At 71.4% G+C, this 17,411-nt stretch carries 14 protein-coding genes; 8 read left to right on the top strand and 6 right to left on the bottom strand.

The genetic code is table 11. The features are described 5' to 3' along the window. Window positions 1–11: 11 nt before the first annotated feature. Window positions 12–2,159 carry a serine/threonine-protein kinase gene (locus tag ACTWPV_RS15825; RefSeq protein WP_443152324.1) on the top strand — a complete coding sequence of 716 codons (2,148 nt, stop codon included), beginning with the start codon at window positions 12–14 and terminating at the stop codon, window positions 2,157–2,159. A 49-nt stretch (window positions 2,160–2,208) separates the two neighbouring features. Next, on the top strand, window positions 2,209–3,594 hold the full coding sequence (locus ACTWPV_RS15820; RefSeq protein WP_443152323.1) for a class II fumarate hydratase: 1,386 nt from the start codon (window positions 2,209–2,211) through the stop codon (window positions 3,592–3,594). Here ACTWPV_RS15820 and trpD read toward each other — a convergent pair. After that, a complete protein-coding gene (gene trpD, locus ACTWPV_RS15815; protein ID WP_443152322.1) occupies window positions 3,591–4,694 on the bottom strand; it encodes an anthranilate phosphoribosyltransferase in 1,104 nt (367 codons plus the stop codon). The genes ACTWPV_RS15820 and trpD overlap by 4 nt on opposite strands. 241 nt (window positions 4,695–4,935) lie before the next feature. On the opposite strand from trpD, the gene ACTWPV_RS15810 reads away from it, so the two are divergent. Genes ACTWPV_RS15810 through ACTWPV_RS15800 form a run of 3 tightly spaced genes read left to right on the top strand, consistent with a single transcriptional unit; the run spans window position 4,936 to window position 8,895 of the window. Then, window positions 4,936–5,688, top strand: a complete 753-nt coding sequence (locus ACTWPV_RS15810) for a 3-hydroxybutyrate dehydrogenase (protein WP_443152321.1) — start codon at window positions 4,936–4,938, stop codon at window positions 5,686–5,688. Then, a complete protein-coding gene (locus ACTWPV_RS15805; protein WP_443152320.1) occupies window positions 5,685–7,553 on the top strand; it encodes a helix-turn-helix domain-containing protein in 1,869 nt (622 codons plus the stop codon). Before ACTWPV_RS15810 ends, ACTWPV_RS15805 begins: the two co-directional genes overlap by 4 nt. A 55-nt stretch (window positions 7,554–7,608) precedes the next feature. Then, complete coding sequence (locus ACTWPV_RS15800) at window positions 7,609–8,895, top strand: MFS transporter (RefSeq protein WP_443152319.1); 1,287 nt, start codon at window positions 7,609–7,611, stop codon at window positions 8,893–8,895. Here the strand turns inward: ACTWPV_RS15800 and ACTWPV_RS15795 are convergent. Together ACTWPV_RS15795 and ACTWPV_RS15790 are read right to left on the bottom strand one after the other, a co-directional pair. Continuing rightward, window positions 8,885–10,882 (bottom strand): glycosyltransferase family 2 protein, encoded by a 1,998-nt coding sequence (locus ACTWPV_RS15795; protein WP_443152318.1) that lies wholly within the window; start codon window positions 10,880–10,882, stop codon window positions 8,885–8,887. The two genes, ACTWPV_RS15800 and ACTWPV_RS15795, sit on opposite strands and share 11 nt — an antisense overlap. Before the next feature lie 70 nt (window positions 10,883–10,952). Continuing rightward, entirely contained in the window at window positions 10,953–11,663 is a 711-nt protein-coding gene (locus ACTWPV_RS15790) for a lytic transglycosylase domain-containing protein (protein WP_443152317.1), read from the bottom strand. A gap of 261 nt (window positions 11,664–11,924) precedes the next feature. Between ACTWPV_RS15790 and ACTWPV_RS15785 the strand changes: the two genes are divergently transcribed. The 3 genes from ACTWPV_RS15785 to ACTWPV_RS15775 are packed head-to-tail and all read left to right on the top strand — an operon-like array spanning window position 11,925 to window position 14,508. Further along, window positions 11,925–12,599: a response regulator transcription factor gene (locus ACTWPV_RS15785; protein ID WP_347646292.1), complete on the top strand. Its 675-nt coding sequence runs from the start codon at window positions 11,925–11,927 to the stop codon at window positions 12,597–12,599. Then, on the top strand, window positions 12,596–14,008 hold the full coding sequence (locus ACTWPV_RS15780) for a sensor histidine kinase (RefSeq protein ID WP_443152316.1): 1,413 nt from the start codon (window positions 12,596–12,598) through the stop codon (window positions 14,006–14,008). The genes ACTWPV_RS15785 and ACTWPV_RS15780 overlap by 4 nt, the downstream gene beginning before the upstream one ends. Beyond that, a complete protein-coding gene (locus ACTWPV_RS15775; protein WP_443152315.1) occupies window positions 14,005–14,508 on the top strand; it encodes a hypothetical protein in 504 nt (167 codons plus the stop codon). Before ACTWPV_RS15780 ends, ACTWPV_RS15775 begins: the two co-directional genes overlap by 4 nt. Here ACTWPV_RS15775 and ACTWPV_RS15770 read toward each other — a convergent pair whose 3' ends face one another. The 3 genes from ACTWPV_RS15770 to ACTWPV_RS15760 form a co-directional block, all read right to left on the bottom strand. Next, window positions 14,509–15,828 (bottom strand): PhoH family protein, encoded by a 1,320-nt coding sequence (locus ACTWPV_RS15770; protein WP_347646289.1) that lies wholly within the window; start codon window positions 15,826–15,828, stop codon window positions 14,509–14,511. It lies immediately after the preceding gene. A gap of 207 nt (window positions 15,829–16,035) precedes the next feature. Beyond that, window positions 16,036–16,797 carry an isoprenyl transferase gene (locus tag ACTWPV_RS15765; protein WP_347646288.1) on the bottom strand — a complete coding sequence of 254 codons (762 nt, stop codon included), beginning with the start codon at window positions 16,795–16,797 and terminating at the stop codon, window positions 16,036–16,038. Between the two features lie 41 nt (window positions 16,798–16,838). Next, a complete protein-coding gene (locus tag ACTWPV_RS15760; protein WP_443152314.1) occupies window positions 16,839–17,384 on the bottom strand; it encodes a hypothetical protein in 546 nt (181 codons plus the stop codon). Between the last annotated feature and the right edge of the window lie 27 nt (window positions 17,385–17,411).

Genomic DNA, 17,411 nt, shown 5'->3' with positions numbered 1-17,411 from the left:
ATCTTCTTCTCATGCCGGAACAGCAGACACGCCTGCTCGCGGAGCGCTACGAGCTCATCACCCCGCTCGGCCGGGGCACCATGGGCACCGTGTGGCGCGCACGCGACCGCGCGCTCGGGCGCGAGGTGGCGGTCAAGGAGATCCGCCAGGACCCGGTGCTCACCGAGGAACAACGGACGGAGCTGCGCGAACGCATGGTCCGCGAGGGCCGCATCGCCTCCCGGATCAACCACCCGTCCGTGGCCTCCATCCACGACGTGATCATCCACGACGACAGCCCGTGGATCATCATGGAGCTCATCGAGGCCCGCTCGCTGGAGCAGGTGATCGACGAGGAGGGTCCGCTGCCGCCCCGGCTCGTGGCCGAGATCGGCGTCGACCTGCTCGGCGCGCTGCGCGCCGCGCACGCCCAGGGCATCACCCACCGCGACGTCAAGCCCGCCAACGTGCTCATCACCGAGAGCGGGCGCGTGGTGCTGACCGACTTCGGCATCGCCAAGGCCGAGGGCGACTCCCGGCTCACGAAAACGGGCATGGTGATCGGCTCCCCCGGTTACACCGCCCCGGAACGTGCCAGGGGCGACTACACCGGGCCCGAGTCCGACATCTGGGCGCTCGGGGCCACGCTCTACTTCGCGGTCGAGGGGCGGCCGGCGTACGAACGGTCCACGGTCGCTGAGACGCTGGCGGCACTGCTCACCGAGAGCGCCGACCCGCCCACGCAGGCGGGGCGGCTCCGTCCCGTGCTGAACGGGCTGCTGAACAAGGACTATCGGCAGCGTCTCGGCGCTGCCAAGGCGGAGACCCTGCTGCGCATGGTCGCCGACACCCCCACGAGCGAGATGCCGGTGCTCACGGCCGAGGCTCTTAAGGCGCAGGAGGCCGCTTTGCCCGATCCGTTCACTGCCCAGAAGACCCCCGCCGACCAGGCGCCCGGCCCTGGTGGCCAGGGTGCCGGCCCGGGCGGGCGCGGGCCAGGACACGCGCCTGGCGGACCGGGAGCGCCCCAGGGCCAGGGCGGCCCCGGCCAGGGTCCGGGGGGTCACGGGCAGCGTCCCGGGGGGCCCGGGCAAGCTCCTGGAGGGGTCGGGCAGGGTCCCGGAGGCCCCGCGTACGGGCCGGGCGGTCCGGCGCCGCGGGGGGCGTTCAGCGGGCCGAGTGGGACCGGCGGACCGGGGCAGGGGCACTCCGGCCCGTCCACGCCAGGTCCGAACGCCTTCACCACACCCGGTCCGGGCCAAGGCGCGCCGGGTCCGCAGGGCGCCTTCGGCGGCCCAGGACACGAGCAGGGCCGCTCCGGGCAAGGACCGGGCGGGTCCGGAGCACCTGGGCAGGGCCCCGGTGCCACAAATCCGATGGGCTGCAGGCCCGGCCCGGCACCGGGCGCGGGTGGCGGTCCCGGCGGTCCCGGCGGAAGGCAGGGCGCTGGCGGACCCGGTGGCCAGGGACCCGGCGGGCAGGGACCCCGAGCGCAGGGCCCCGGAGCACAGGGACCCGGTGGGCAAGGACCCGGTGGGCAAGGACCTGGCGGTCACGGGCCCGGCGGTCACGGGCCCGGCGGTCACGGGCCCGGCGGTCACGGGCCCGGGAACCAGAGGCCTGGCGGGCAGGGGGCCGGGCCGTACGGGGCCGGAGCGCCGGTGCGGAGTTCCAACGCGCCCACCGTTCCGCAGAGCATCGGGCGCCCGCAGGGTGAGCAGCGCCTGGGTGCGCAGGGGAACACCGCGGGCGGCGCCGGGCCGCAGGGCGGTGCGCCCGGGACCGCGTCCCCCGAGGCGGGGTTCGATCCGGAGCGCACGGTCAGCATCTCGCGGCCCAAGGGCCCCTTCCCCTCGGCTCCCGAGCAGGGCACGCCGCCCCCGGGGCAGGGTGACGAGGGCGCGTTCATGACCACGCGCATCCCGAAGGGCGGGTCGCCGGGCCAGCAGGTCTACCCGCCGACCGACCAGGAGCCCGGCTCGCGGCAGCAGCCGCCGGTGCCGCAGGGCAGGGGGTCCGGAGGGGGGCAGGGCGGGCTGGGCACCGACCTGTTCGCCATCGCCGGCCAGCCGGAGCAGCGATCCGAGGGCAACCGCAACGGCATGCTGGTGCTCATGGCGGTCGCCGCCGCCGCGGCCGTGGTGATCGCCATCCTGATCGTGGCCCTCATCTCGAGCTGAACGCGGGGCGCTTCCCGGCGGCCCCGGATCCGTGAGCCAGACTGAAGTCATGAGCGAGTTCAGGATCGAACATGACTCGATGGGTGAGGTTCGCGTGCCCGCGGGAGCACGGTGGCGCGCGCAGACCCAGCGGGCGGTGGAGAATTTCCCGGTTTCCGGGCGGCCGATCGAGCCGTCCCACATCGCCGCGCTGGCCCTGATCAAGGCCGTGGCGGCGGAGGTCAACGGCGAGCTCGGCGTGATCGAGAAGGACATGGCCGAGGCGATCGCGCAGGCCGCCGCCGACGTGGCCGAGAACGAGCACGACGCCCACTTCCCGATCGACGTCTTCCAGACCGGCTCGGGCACCTCGTCCAACATGAACGCCAACGAGGTGATCGCGACGCTCGCCGAGGAGCGGCTGGGCCGGCCCGTGCACCCCAACGACCACGTGAACGCCTCCCAGTCGTCCAACGACGTCTTCCCCACGTCGATCCACGTGGCGGCGGCGACCGAGGTGACCTACCACCTGCTGCCCTCGCTGCGGCATCTGGCGGAGGCGCTGCGGGCGAAGGCGATCGAGTTCGAGGGCGTGGTGAAGTCGGGGCGCACCCATCTGATGGACGCGACCCCGGTGACTCTGGGCCAGGAGTTCGGGGGGTACGCCACGCAGATCGAGCACGGTGTCGTACGCGTCACCGCGGCGCTGGAGCACGTGCTGGAGCTGCCTCTGGGCGGCACCGCCGTGGGCACGGGCATCAACACCCCCGCCGGGTTCGCCCAGGTGGCGATCGAGAAGTTGCGCGAGGCGACCGGCATCCCGTTCCTGGAGGCCAGGGACCATTTCGAGGCCCAGAGCGCGCAGGACTCGATCGTCGAGCTGTCGGGGCAGCTCAAGGTGGTCGCCGTCTCGCTGAACAAGATCGCGAACGATCTCCGCTGGATGGGCTCCGGCCCGCGCGCCGGGCTCGGCGAGATCAACCTGCCCGACCTGCAGCCCGGCTCGTCCATCATGCCGGGCAAGGTCAACCCGGTCATCCCCGAGGCCGCGGGCATGGTCGCGGCGCAGGTCATCGGCAACGACGCGGCGATCACGTTCGCCGGCGCGTCGGGGAACTTCGAGCTGAACGTGCAGCTGCCGGTCATCGCCCGCAACGTGCTGGAGTCGGTCAGGTTGCTGGGCAACGTCTCGCGGCTGCTCGCCGACCGCTGCGTGTCCGGCATCACGGCGAACGTGGAGCGCCTGCGCGAGTACGCCGAGTCGTCCCCGTCGATCGTCACCCCTCTGAACCGGTACGTCGGTTACGAGGAGGCGGCCAAGATCGCCAAGCAGGCGCTGGCGGAGCGGAAGACGATCCGCGAGGTCGTCATCGAGCGCGGCCACGTGGCCGACGGCACCCTGACGGAGGAGCAGCTGGACGCCGCGCTCGACGTTCTGTCGATGACCCGTCCCTAGGACGGCCGCGCCCGCTGCGTGGCCTGCGCCCAGCGGGTGAGCAGGGCCGCGGCGGCGCCGGAGTCGACGGCGTCGGCGGCCCGCTTGCGGGCGGCGGCGAGGGCGGCGGTGAGCTCGGCGGCCGGCGGCACCCCGCCGGCGGCGACCACGGCGGCGGCCGCGTTGAGCAGCACGACGTCTCGTACGGGGCCCGGCTCTCCCGCGAGGACGGCGCGGGCCACCGCCGCGTTGTGCCGGGCGTCGCCGCCGCGCAGGTCGTCAGGGCGGGCCCGCGGGATCGACAGGTCGGCGGGGTCGAAGGCGGTCCGCGTCACCGTGCCGTGCCGTACGACCCAGATCGTCGAAGGGCCGCACGTGGTGAGCTCGTCGAGCCCGTCGTCGCCGCGGAAGACGAGGGACGAGCCGCCGCGTTCGGCCAGGACGCCCGCGATGACCGGCGCCATCGCCGGGTGGAAGACGCCGACAGCCTGCGCGGCGGGCAGTGCGGGGTTGGTGAGCGGGGCCAGGAAGTTGAAGACCGTCGGCACGCCCAGCTCGCGGCGCGGTCCGGAGGTGCGTTTCAGCGCCGGGTTGAACGCCGGCGCGAAGCAGAACGTGATGCCCACCTCCTCCGCGACCGCGACCACGGCGCCGGGCGGCAGGTTGACGACCACGCCGAGCTCTTCCAGGACGTCCGCGGCGCCGGCCATGGAGGAGGCGGCCCGACCTCCGTGCTTGACCACCTTCGCGCCCGCGGCGGCGGCCACGACGGCGGCCATGGTGGAGATGTTGACGGTGTTGGCGCGGTCGCCGCCGGTGCCGACGAGGTCGACCGGGTCGCCGGACACCCTGATGGCGGCCGATCGCGACAGCATGCCGTCGGCCAGCCCTGACACCTCCGCCACGCTCTCGCCCTTGGCCCGCAGCGCCACGGCGAGCGCGGCGATCTGCGCGTCCGTGGCCGCGCCCGACATGATCTGGTCCATGGCCCAGGCGGCCTGGCGCGAGGTGAGTGACACGCCGTCGAGCAGCAGGGTGAGCAGCTGCGGCCAGGTGGTGGCCCCAGTCGTCTGCCCGGTCGTCTGCCCGGTCGCGGTGCCGGGCGTGGTGGTGCCGGTCATGGTGAGCGTCCCTTTTCGTCAGTGCTCGACGGGGGCGCGTGCGACATGAGTGCGGCCACCTCGTCGAGGCGGCCGTGTGCGTATGCGCTGGAAGGTCCGCCTAGGAGGCGGGCCACCACAGGAACGAATACGCGATCATGCGATCCAACATAGCAGACCTCGTCGGCCACATAAGACGACACTGTTCTATGTCTCACGCACCCATGCGCCTGGGCGCGGCGAGCGCCTAAGGTAAAGGGATATGGCGAAGGAGCTGACGGGGCGGACCGCGCTGGTCACGGGTGCGGGCGGCGGCATCGGGGCGGCCTGCGCCCGGCGGCTGGCCGCGGCGGGAGCCAGGGTGCTGGTCGTCGATCTGCGGGCCGAGCCCGCCAAGGAGGTCGCCGACGAGATCGGCGGCGTGGCCGTCGTGGCCGATCTGAGCGAGCCCGGCTTCGTGGCCGCGCTGCCCGGCGAGCCCGTCGACATCGTGGTCAACAACGCGGGGTTCCAGCACGTCGCGCCGGTCGAGGAGTTTCCGCCGGAGGTGTTCTCGGCGATGCTCAGGGTCATGGTCGAGGCGCCGTTCCTGATCGCGCGCGAGGTGCTGCCCGGCATGTACGCCAGGGGCTGGGGCCGGTTCGTGAACATCTCGTCGGTCCACGGGTTGCGGGCCTCCCCGTACAAATCGGCCTACACCGTGGCCAAGCACGGGCTGGAGGGCTTCTCCAAGGTGGTCGCGCTCGAAGGGGCGGCCCATGGGGTGACCTCGACATGCGTCTGCCCCGCCTACGTCCGCACCGGGCTGGTCGAGGCGCAGATCGCCGACCAGGCCAGGGTGCACGGCATCGCGCCCGACGAGGTGGTGACGGACATCATGCTCCAGCCGGCCGCGATCAAGCGGCTGATCGAGCCGGAGGAGGTGGCCGAGCTGGTCGCCTACCTGTGCGGACCCGGCGGGGCGTTTATCACCGGCGTGTCGCTCCCTGTGGACGGCGGCTGGACGGCCAGGTGACCGGCGCCACCTTCCTCGAACTGCTGGCCAGGGAGGCGTCGGCGGTCGAGTTCGAGGGTCCGATCATCGCGGCGAGGGCCGCGGGCGCGGACCCGGCCACGATCGTGGAGCTCGAACAGGCCAAGGTCGAGGCGCTGAAGGTGCGCGACCTGCTCAAGAGGCGCGCCAGGCGGGAGGCCGAGCTGTCGGCGCTGTACGACACGGCCGGCGACCTGGCCGCGCTGCGCGACCTCGACGCCGTGCTCGAGGCCATCGTGCACCGGGCGAGGCAGTTGCTGGCCACCGACATCGCGTACATGACGCTGCACGACCCAGACCGGGGCGACACGTACATGCGGGTCACCGACGGGTCGATCTCGGCGAAGTTCCGTGCGCTGCGGCTGGCCATGGGGTCGGGTCTGGGCGGCCTGGTGGCGCAGACGGCGGTCCCGTACTCGACGGCCGACTATTTCGCCGACGCGAGGTTCCGGCACAAGGACGACATCGACGAGGCCGTCACGGAGGAGGGCCTGGTCGCGATCCTGGGCGTGCCGCTGCGGCTGGGGCAGCGGGTGATCGGCGTGCTGATGGCGGCCAACCGCAGCGCGCGGCCGTTCCACCAGGAGGAGGTGTCGCTGCTGGCCAGCCTGGCGGCGCACGCCGCGGTGGCGATCGACAACGCCAGGCTGCTGCAGGAGACGAGGAACGCGCTGGAGGAGCTCTCCCAGGCCCACCGGACGGCGAGGGCGCACAGTGAGGCCGTGGAGCGGGCCGCGCTGGCGCACGACAGGATGACCTCGCTGGTGCTGCGCGGCGGCGGGATCGAGGACGTCGCGGCGGTGGTGACCGACGTGCTCGGCGGCTCGCTGGCGGTGCTGGACGACCTGGGCCGGGCGCTCACCGGAGACGTCGGGGAGCTCGACCAGGAGGTGTTCGAGGCCGCGCAGGCGTCGAGGGCGCTGGGCCGCACCGTGCGCAGGGGCGACCTGCTGATCGCGTCGGTGGACGTCGGCGGCGAGCCGCTGTGCACGCTGGTCCTGCGCAGCGACGACGCCGACGAGCGAATCCTGGAGCGGGCGGCCCTCGTGTGCGCGCTGCTGCTGCTGTTCCGCCGGAGCGTGGCGGAGGCCGAGGGGCGGGTCAGGGGCGAGCTGCTCGACGACCTGATCGCGCGGCCCGGCTCCCCCGGGCTGGCCGACCGGGCGCACCGGCTCGGCGTCGATCTCGGCGCGCCGCACGTCGTCGTGGTGGCCAAGCACGCGGGGCAGCGCGAACGGGCCGCGTTCTGGGCGTCGTCGCAGGCCACGATGCGGCACGGGCTGGCCGCCGGGCGCGGCGACGAGGTCGTGCTGCTGCTGCCGGGCGCCGACGCGGGCGGCGCCGCGCAGCGGGTGGCCGCCGAGCTGAGCGCGTCCCTGCAGAGCCCGGCCACGGCGGGCGCGTCCGCCATGCCGGGTGAGGGCAGGGAGCCGCCCGGGGCTCAGCACGTCGCCAGGGCCTACCAGGAGGCGCGGCGGTGCGCGGAGGCGCTCATCGCGCTCGGCCGTGCGGGCGACGGCGCGAGCGCGGCCGAGCTGGGCTTCGTCGGCCTGCTCGTCGGCGACGGCCGTGACGTGCGCGGTTTCGTGGACTCGACGCTCGGCGCGGTGATCGAGTACGACGCTCGCAGGGGCACCGCGCTCGTCGACACGTTGTCCGCCTACTTCGGCTCGGGCGGGTCACCATCGCGTACGGCCGAGGCCATGCACATCCACGTCAACACCGTCACGCAGCGGCTCGACCGGGTCGGCAAGCTGCTCGGCGAGGGCTGGATGGAGCCGGGACGCGCGCTCGAGATCCAGCTCGCGCTCCGCTTGCACCGGCTCGGCCACACATCGACCACGTAGACTGTAGGTTCCGACGCCATATGAGTGACGCCGGTCACTCCCTACCGTGACCGGCATGGCCACTTCCATCAAGAAGGTCGTCGCCGCGAGCCTGGTCGGCACCACCATCGAGTGGTACGACTTCTTCCTCTACGGCTCGGCAGCCGCCCTCGTGTTCAATCAGCTCTTCTTCCCCGGCTCCGATCCACTGACCGGCACCCTGCTGGCGTTCCTCACCTACGCCGTCGGGTTCGTCGCCCGCCCGCTCGGCGGCCTGGTCTTCGGCCATTACGGCGACCGGCTGGGCCGCAAGACGCTGCTGGTCGTCAGCCTGCTGATGATGGGCACGGCGACGTTCCTGATCGGCTGCCTGCCGACGTACGAGACCCTCGGCCCGGCCGCGGCGCTGCTGCTGACGGGGCTGCGCCTGGTGCAGGGCTTCGCACTCGGGGGCGAGTGGGGCGGCGCGGTGCTGATCGTCTCCGAGCACGGCGACAACAAGCGGCGCGGCTTCTGGGCGTCGTGGCCGCAGGCCGGCGCCCCCGGCGGCAACCTGCTGGCCACCGGCGTGCTGGCGGCGCTGGCCGCCTGGCAGTCGGACGAGGCGTTCCTGTCGTGGGGCTGGCGGGTGCCGTTCCTGCTGTCGGGCGCGCTGGTGCTGGTCGGGTTGTGGATCCGGCTGTCGATCAGCGAGTCGCCGGTGTTCCAGCAGGCCGAGCCGGAGGAACGGGCGCCGATCGTGGGCGTCCTCCGCCACCACTGGAAGGACGTGATCATCGCGATCGGCGCCCGCCTGGCGGAGAACATCTCCTTCTACCTCCTGACCGTCTTCGTCATCACGTACGCCAAGCAGATGCAGATCGACAACTCCACGGTGCTGACCGCGGTGCTGATCGCCTCGGCCATCCATTTCGTGACGATCCCGATGTGGGGCGCGTTGTCCGACCGCGTCGGCCGCCGCCCCACCTACCTGGCGGGCGCCGCCGGGATCGGGGTGTGGATCTTCGCGTTCTTCCCGCTCGTGGACACGGGCAACTTCCTGGCGATCACCCTCGCCGTCACCGTCGGCCTACTCTTCCACGGCATGATGTACGGCCCGCAGGCGGCCTTCTTCTCGGAGCTGTTCGCCACGAGGACGCGCTACACCGGCGTGTCCATCGGGGCGCAGCTCTCGGCGATCGTGGCCGGCGCGCTGGCGCCGATCATCGCGGTCGCGCTGCTGCGAGAGTACGCGAGCAGCGTGCCGATCTCGGCCTACCTCGGCCTGGCGGCGGTGCTCACCCTCGTCTCCGTCTACGCCGCGCGCGAGACCCGGGGCAGCGACCTGGCCGAGCCCAGGCCGCAGGGCAGGGTCACTCCTTGAGGTACCGGTGGCCGCCCGCGCGCGCCATCCGGACCATGTGGCGCGCGCCGGGCAGCCGCCGGCCGATCCGGTGCAGCAGCGTGTCGCGGCCCATGGGCGAGCGGCGCTCGGGGTCGGCCGCGGCGGCCGGGCGCACCTCGATCCGGCCCCTGCGCATCTCCAGCGCGAACCTGAGCCCGAACTCCCCGTCCGACGAGCGCAGCGACGATAGCCAGGTGCCGGGGCCGAAGTGGTCGTCTTCCGGCATGATGCGCTTGACCGGCAGCTTGGCCACGAGCTGCCCGGCGAACCTGCCCGGCACGCCGGCTTCGACCAGCGCGGGAGCGCACACCTCGCGGGCACGCCGCCCGGTGCTGCGCAGCACCAGCTCCAGCGGCGGCCCTCCGCTGGGCGGCACGTACGGCACCGGCAGGACGACGTACAGGTGGCCGTCGAGGTGCCTGACCGTCACGCCAGGGGACACGAGGGCGATCGACTCCGAGAACGAACGCGGCTCGATGACCAGGCCCAGCTCACCCTGGTCGGTCCAGCACGGCACCACGAGCCGCATCCTGGGCCGCTGGGCCAGCACGCCCAGGCAGTTGAGCGGCCCCTTGGCGCGGCTGACGCGGCTCCTGGCCTGGTTGGCGCCGCCGAACATGCGTACGTGCACCTCCCACTGCCCCGGCCTGAGCGGCTCGCCGAGCGCGGCGCTGGTGACGTCGAGCCTGGCCTCGCCCTTGATCTGCACGCGGAAGCGGCGGCGGCCGTCCTGGACGCGCTCCACGTGCTGGGTCAGCGGCAGGAAGTGCACGAGCCCCGTCTCGGTGTGCCGGACGTAGACCTCGATGCGCGCCCGCTCGACCGCGTCGGTGACATCGGTGACGCTCTCCGGCAGGCGTTTCGTGTCGATCGAGCGCGGCGGGATCCAGTGCAGGCGGTCGCCGTCGGCACGGTACCTGTCGGGTGTGCCGTCGCCGCCGTGCACCTCCACGGTCAGCCCGAGCACCAGGACCTGGGCGTCCCAGCGCACCTCGGTCAGGTCGGAGCGCAGGCCCGCCCGCCTGGTGGAGTTGGACAGGAGCACGATCTGGTCCAGGCGTCCCGTGCGCACGTACGCGGCCACCACGCGCATCTGAACGGGCAGGTAGGTGTCGAGCCGCTCGGGGAAGCGCTGGAACACCAGCTCCTGGACCACCCGGAAGTGCATGCCGCGGTCGACGGATGAGTCGGCGAACTTGCTGGTCAGCAGCGGGCGCAGGACGACGGAGCGGAACCAGTGGGCGTACATGCGCTCGCGCTGGCGGCCCTCGCCGACGTAGGTGTCGATGTCGTCGAGCAGCGCGTGCAGTTCCTTCACGATCGCCCGCGGCTCGTCCTCGGCGACGGGGCGCCGGCCGAGGTGGCAGCAGACGTGCTCGGCCAGCACGGCGATGGACTTGGCGTGCAGGTACGCCCGCATCACGAACGCCTGCTCCCCCATCAGCCCGCCGGGCACGGGGAAGCCGAGCTCGTGCTGCTCCAGAAAGGTGCGCCGGTAGAGCTGCTGCGGCAGGAGCAGGGTGAGCAGCTTGTCGCGCAGGACGTCGGCGCGTGCGGTGCTGCGCTCGAACGCGGCCATCGGCGACCCGTAGTCGCGGACCAGCCGGCCGATCAGCACGTCGGCGTCGGTCTCCATCGCGCGGTCGTGCATGCGGGCGATCGCGTCACGTTCGAGGCGGTCGCCCTGGTCGAGAAAGTAGACGTAGTCGCCGGTGGCCGCGGCCAGGCCGACGTTTCGGCCGCGCATCGGCGTACCCGTGTGCGGCAGGTGCAGCGCGCGGACGTTGGGGCGGGCCGAGGCGATGGTGTCCAGCCGTTCCCCGATGCCGTCGGACGATCCGTCGTCGACGAAGATCACTTCGTAGTCGTCCGCGGGCATCGTCTGCTCCAGCGCGGAGCGGATGCACGCGTCGGCGGTGTCACCCGGATTGCAGACAACGACGATCACACTGACCTTCACACCCATGCGGCCAGCGTGCGCCGATATACCCGATCGGACGCGGCGACTTGCTGATTAGAGGAGGAAAGTTGACCTGTTAGTACCAGCCCACCGACTGTGAATGGGCCCAGGCGCCGCACGGTGTGCCGTAGCGGCCCTTGATGTAGCCGAGGCCCCACTTGATCTGGGTGGCGGCGTTGGTCTGCCAGTCGGCACCCGCGCTGGCCATCTTGGTGCCCGGCAGCGACTGCGGGATGCCGTACGCGCCGGAGTAGCGGTTCATCGCCCGCTCGTTCCAGCCGCTCTCCTTCTGCCAGAGCCGCTCCAGGCAGCCCCACTGGTCGTTGCCCCAGCCGCTGGCGGCGAGCATGGACTTGGCGGTGGCCTTGTTGCTGCCCGGCGAGGGGGTGCTGCCCGGCGGGAAGTTCGCGGCGGGGAACCCGTCACCGCCGGGGGCCCGCTCGGGGACGACCCAGTCGAAGTCCTTGTCCTTGCCCTTGCCCGAGCGGCCCTTCTTCAGCTGGTCGGCGCGGTAGGCCTGCTCGGCGGCGTTCTTCAGCGCGTCGGTCTCTGGGTCGGGTGCCGACAGGTCACCGCCGGCCAGCTTGGCGAAGTCGTCGACGGAGAGCGCGGCCTGCTGCGGCCTGTTGGCGTTCTGGACGGCGCGATAGGCGACGAAGCCACCGCCGCCGAAGACGATCACCAGCGTGACGGCGACGATGATGACGCGCTTCGGCGTGACACGCGAACGTCGCCGCGCCGAGGGAGGGGCATCCTTCGGGTGGCGCTCGCGAGGGCGCTCGCTCAACTGCGGACCGGGGCTCACGGTCCACGAGCTTGCCCTGTCCTGGGGGGTGGTCCGCAACCGAAACGCGGGAATCGCTTGGCGTAAGTTTGGCTAACTGTCGGGTTAGCGTGGAGTTTCCCGATCGGTGTGACATTCCTCACACCTTTGCAGCATTAGCTGCGAACACGGGCTCCACACTCGGCACGTCATAACATCATCTACGGATTGTCACGATTTGGTGACGTAACTCGGATATTTAGGACATGGAACAATAATGTGCGCGTGGCTGGCATCCTTCTTGTAGAAGACGACCCCTCCGTCCGCACGGCACTCGAACTCGCGCTGACGCGGCAGGGGCACTCCGTCACGTCCTACGGGACGGGCGAGGAGGCGCTCGACCACATCAGGGCCCGCCGCCCCGAGATCGCGATTCTCGACGTCATGCTCCCCGGGATCGACGGCATCGAGGTGTGCCGCCGCATACGCAAGCTCGACCAGCTCCCCGTCATCCTCCTCACCGCCCGCGGCGACGACCTGGACGTGGTCGTCGGACTGGAGGCGGGCGCCGACGACTACGTGATCAAGCCCGTCGAGCCCAGAGTCCTGGACGCCCGCATCCGCGCCATCCTGCGCCGGGCCGAGTCGGCCGCCTCCGACCGCATCACCTTCGGCGACCTCGTGATCGACCGGGGCGCGCTCAAGGTCACGCTCGCCGGCAAGGAGATCCACCTGACGCCGACCGAGCTGCGGCTGCTCCTGGAGCTCATCCGGCACCCCGGCCAGGTGCTCAACCGTCGCTATCTGCTGCGCGAGGTGTGGGACCACACGCACATCGCCGACTCGCGGCTGGTGGACGCCTGCGTGCAGCGGGTGCGCGCGAAGATCGAGCCAAGGCCGGGCGAACCCGTCTTCATCCACACGGTGCGCGGGTTCGGCTACCGGTTCAGCCCTCCGTGATCCCTGTGCCCACCGGGCTGCGCGCCCGCCTGGTCATCACGTTCACGCTCGTGGCCGTGGCCGCCTCGCTGCTGGTCGCCACGATCGGCTTCGAGCTGGCCAAGACCGCGCTCGTCACCCGGGCCGAGACCACGGCGCTCGACCAGGTCACCAGGGAGCTCGGCAGCATCACCTTCCCCATCGGGCGGCTCAGGCCGGGCGAGGCCGCCCCCACGGCGAGGGAGCTCGGCCGCCTCGCCCACGCGCTCAACGGGCCGGGCCGCAGCGTCCTCATCGAGTACGGCGCCCTGATCGCCTCCGAGGGCCCGATGTCCATGAGCGACGTCCCCAACGAGCTCCACGGCCGCGCCAAGCAGAGCGTCGTCACCCAGCGCAAGATCATCCGGGGCGAGCTCTGGCTCATCGTCGGCGCCGAGGTCTACCGGGAGGCCGGCAGCAGGGTCGAGGCGACGGACCTGCGGGCGTTCGTCTTCTTCCCGCTGAAGGACGACGAGCGGCAGCTGGCCACGCTCAGGATCACCTTCATCCAGGCCGGCGTGGTCATCGTGCTGATCGCGCTGGTCGTCGCGCTGCTGTCGGCCCGGCAGGTGCTGCTGCCGGTCCGGCGGCTGAGCGCGGCCGCGCAGGCGCTCGGCCAGGGCCGGCTGGACACGCGGCTGCCCGTCCACGGCCAGGACGAGCTGGCCGAGCTCACCAGCAGGTTCAACGACGCCGCCGCGGCGCTGGAGCTGAGCGTGGCCGAGCTGCGCTCGCTGGAGGCCATGTCGCGCAGGTTCGTGGCGGACGTCTCCCACGAGCTGCGCACGCCGCTGACCTCGATGACGGCCGTCGCCGACATGCTCTCCGAGGAGGCCGGCCGGCTGCCCGAGGCGCCGGCCGAGGCCGTACGCCTGGTGCTCAGGGAGATCGAGCGCCTGCGCGGGCTGGTCGAGCACCTCATCGAAATCAGCCGCTTCGACGCGGGCACGGCCACGCTCAACCTCGAGCCGGTGAACGTGGCCGAGGCCATCGACGACTGCCTGGCCGTGCGCGGCTGGAGCGACCAGGTGACCGTGAAGGCCCCCCAGGGACTGGCCGTCAACCTGGACCCCGCCAGATTCGACGTGATCGTGGCCAACCTCGTCGGCAACGCGCTCAAGCACGGCCGGCCACCGGTGCTGGTCAGCACAAGAACCACGCAGAGCGGCCTGGAAGTGAAGGTGCGCGACCACGGCCAGGGCATCCCCCGCGAGGCGCTGCCGCACGTCTTCGACCGCTTCTTCAAGGCCGGCGCCGGCCGGTCGCGCAGCCAGGGCAGCGGTCTCGGCCTCGCCATCGCCAAGGCCAACGTGCACCTGCACGGCGGCACGATCTCCGTACGTGCCCAGAACCCCGGCACCCTCTTCACCGTCTGGTTGCCCCACGCATGAAAGCCCAACGCATCCTCACCGTCGTCGCGCTCGTCGGCGCCGCGGCCTGCGGCATCTCGCCCACCGACGTCCAGGACCGCGGCAACGCCCCGACCACCAGGATCCCCCCGCCGTCCAAGACGATCTACCTGCTCAAGGACGGCGAGCTCATCCTGGAACCCGCCGACGTCGACAACGACACCGTCGGCAGCCTGCTCGGGGCGCTCTTCGACGCGTCGACCAAGCCGCTCGGCAACCGGGACACGGCGCTGCGCGGCTTCACGTACATCGGGATCAAGGACTCGCTCAACCCGATCCAGCGCGACGAGGTGCAGCTCCCGCGCACCTCGACGCTGACCGTCTACATCAGGGGCGAGGGCACGCTGACCAAGCTCGGCAAGGCCCAGATCGTCTGCACCGCCCAGCAGGACGCGGCGTTCGAACTGGTCAAGATCGTACGGGAGAACGAGAACCGCCCCTCCAAGACGGAGGGGCGGTACACCTGCGGCGAGCTCAAGTGATCAGAGCGTGATGTCCTCCAGCATCTCCGTCACCAGGGCGGCGATCGGGGAACGCTCGGACCTGGTCAGCGTGACGTGCGCGAAGAGCGGGTGGCCCTTGAGCTTCTCCACCACCGCCACCACGCCGTCGTGCCGGCCCACCCGCAGGTTGTCGCGCTGCGCGATGTCGTGGGTGAGCACGACCCGCGAGTTGGCGCCGATCCGGCTCAGCACCGTGAGCAGCACGCCGCGTTCGAGCGACTGGGCCTCGTCCACGATCACGAACGCGTCGTGCAGCGAGCGGCCGCGGATGTGCGTCAGCGGGAGCACCTCCAGCATGCCCCGGTCGAGCACCTCCTCGATCACCTCGGGTGAGGTGATCGCGCCCATCGTGTCGTAGACCGCCTGCGCCCACGGGCCCATCTTCTCGCCCTCGGTGCCCGGCAGGTAGCCGAGCTCCTGGCCGCCCACGGCGTAGAGAGGGCGGAAGACGACCACCTTGCGGTGCTGCCGACGCTCCAGCACCGCCTCCAGACCTGCGCAGAGGGCCAGCGCCGACTTACCGGTGCCGGCCCGGCCGCCGAGCGAGACGATGCCGATCTCCGGATCCATCAGCAGCTCGAGCGCGATGCGCTGCTCGGCGGAGCGACCGTGCAGGCCGAACACCTCGCGGTCGCCGCGTACGAGCTTGACCGACTTGTCCGGCAGCACCCTGCCGAGCGCCGAGCCCTTGGCCGACAGCAGCCGCAGGCCGGTGTGCGTGGGCAGCTCCCTGCCCTCCTCGACGTCGGCGGTGCCCTGGTCGAAGAGCGTCTCGACGTCTTCGGCGGTCACCTGGAGCTCGGCCATCCCCGTCCAGCCGGACTCGTGCACCAGCTCCGCGCGGTATTCCTCGGCCGACAGGCCGATCGAGGCGGCCTTGACCCGCAGCGGCAGGTCTTTGGACACCAGGACGACGTCGCAGCCCTCGGCGGCCAGCGAGCGGGCCACGGTCAGGATGCGGGTGTCGTTGTCTCCCAGGCGGAAGCCCACGGGCAGGATGGACGGATCGCTGTGGTTGAGCTCAACCCTGATCGTTCCATCCCCCGTCGGCATCGGCTCGTCGAGCCTGCCGTACTGGACGCGCAGCTCGTCGAGGTAGCGCAGGGCCTTCCTCGCGAAATAGCCGAGCTCGGGATGGTGCCGCTTTCCTTCCAGCTCCGTGATGACCACGATGGGAAGGACGACGTCGTGCTCGGCGAAGCGGGTCATTGCCGCCGGGTCGGCCAGCAGGACCGAGGTGTCGAGCACGTACGTGCGCTTGGCCGGCTTGGTCGTAGGGTTGCTCGAGGACACTGCCACACGTTCTCCCCCGGGCGCCCATAGGTGCGGGCACCCTGCAGACGAGGCGGGAATCGGACCGGACCCGCATCCCCGACCGCTACGTGCCGTCGGAGCCGGGGTCCGGCCCCCCTCGGCAGTTCACGATGCAAAGGCGGGCCCTCTCCGAAATGTCCGTCCTGTGGCCGGACATTTCCAACGTTACGTCCTGAATACCCAGATGTCGCGTCAGGAACCGTAACGCCGGTGTCTCGCAGCGTAATCGCGCAGCGCTCGGAGGAAGTCGACCCTGCGGAAGTCCGGCCAGTAGGCCTCGTGGAAGTAGAACTCCGAATGGGCGCTCTGCCAGAGCATGAAGCCCGACAAGCGCTGCTCGCCCGAGGTCCGGATGAGGAGGTCCGGGTCGGGTTGGCCGCGAGTGTAAAGATGCTCCGCGATGTGCTCCACATCGAGCACCTCGACGAGGTCCTCGATGCTCGCCCCCTTGCTCGCATGCTCCTGGAGGAGTGAGCGCACCGCATCGGCAATCTCACGCCTTCCTCCATACCCAACTGCAACGTTCACAATCAGGCCTGGACGGTGCGAGGAGACTTCTTTTGCCTCTTTGAGGACATTCGCCGTCCGGTCCGGCAGCAGGTCGAGCGCTCCGACCGGGCTGATCCGCCAGCCCTCGGCCACGAGCTCCCGCGTCACGTCCTCGATGATGCGTAGCAGGGGCTCCAGCTCGTCCCGCGGCCGGTTGAGGTTGTCGTTGGACAACATCCACACGGTGACGACCTCGACCCCGGTCTCGCGGCACCAGCCGAGCAGCTCCGAGATCTTGTCCGCGCCCTTGCGATGACCGCGGGCCACGTCGTGCATGCCCATCGCCCGCGCCCAGCGGCGGTTGCCGTCGATGATGACCCCGACATGCCGGGGGACGCTGTCCTTGGACAGCTTGGCCTCCAGCCGGTGCTCATAGAGCCGGTAGACCAGATTGCGCAGGCCCACGGACGTGCCTCCCAGCGGTGCTGTGACCTAACACGCAATTATCACCGTGATTCGCCCGTGCCTGCCCCCTGGACTGGATTTCTGGCCAAGTCTCTGCCGTCCAGACACCCCTCGGCCTCCTCCACCAGCCCGCGTACGAACCCTGACAGCTCGGCCGAGGTCAGCACCGCCCGCGTGCCCACGCCCGTGGCGCACCACGCCTCCACATAGGCCCGCCGGGTCAGCCGCCACTCCCCGGTCACGGGCTGCCACCTCGGGATGGTGCGCAACTGGCAGCGGAGCTCACCGCCGCCCGCGCCGGAGCGCGTGCGGTAGCGGAAGGAGAACAGCTCGCTGTCGGACGCCTCGCCGGGGAAACGATCGTCGGGATCGGCCCACCGCCCGGCCGCGCCGCCGTCCCTGCGGGCCTCGTCCACACCGCGCGCGAGGCGCGCGAGCAGCCAGCCGCACCGCTCCCCCACGCTGCCGTAAGGCGTGCCGTCCCGGTGCAACTCCAGAGTGATCTCGTACGGCCTGCCGACGCTGTCCCTGCACGCGATGGGCGTGACGCTCAGATAAGAACCATCGACACAGCGCAGTCCCCCCATCCCCTGACAGTTTCCGGACGAAAGTCG

This window comes from Nonomuraea sp. KM88, from assembly GCF_052245635.1.
Classification (GTDB): Bacteria; Actinomycetota; Actinomycetes; order Streptosporangiales; family Streptosporangiaceae; genus Nonomuraea.
This window is presented reverse-complemented; position numbering and strand designations above follow the sequence as displayed.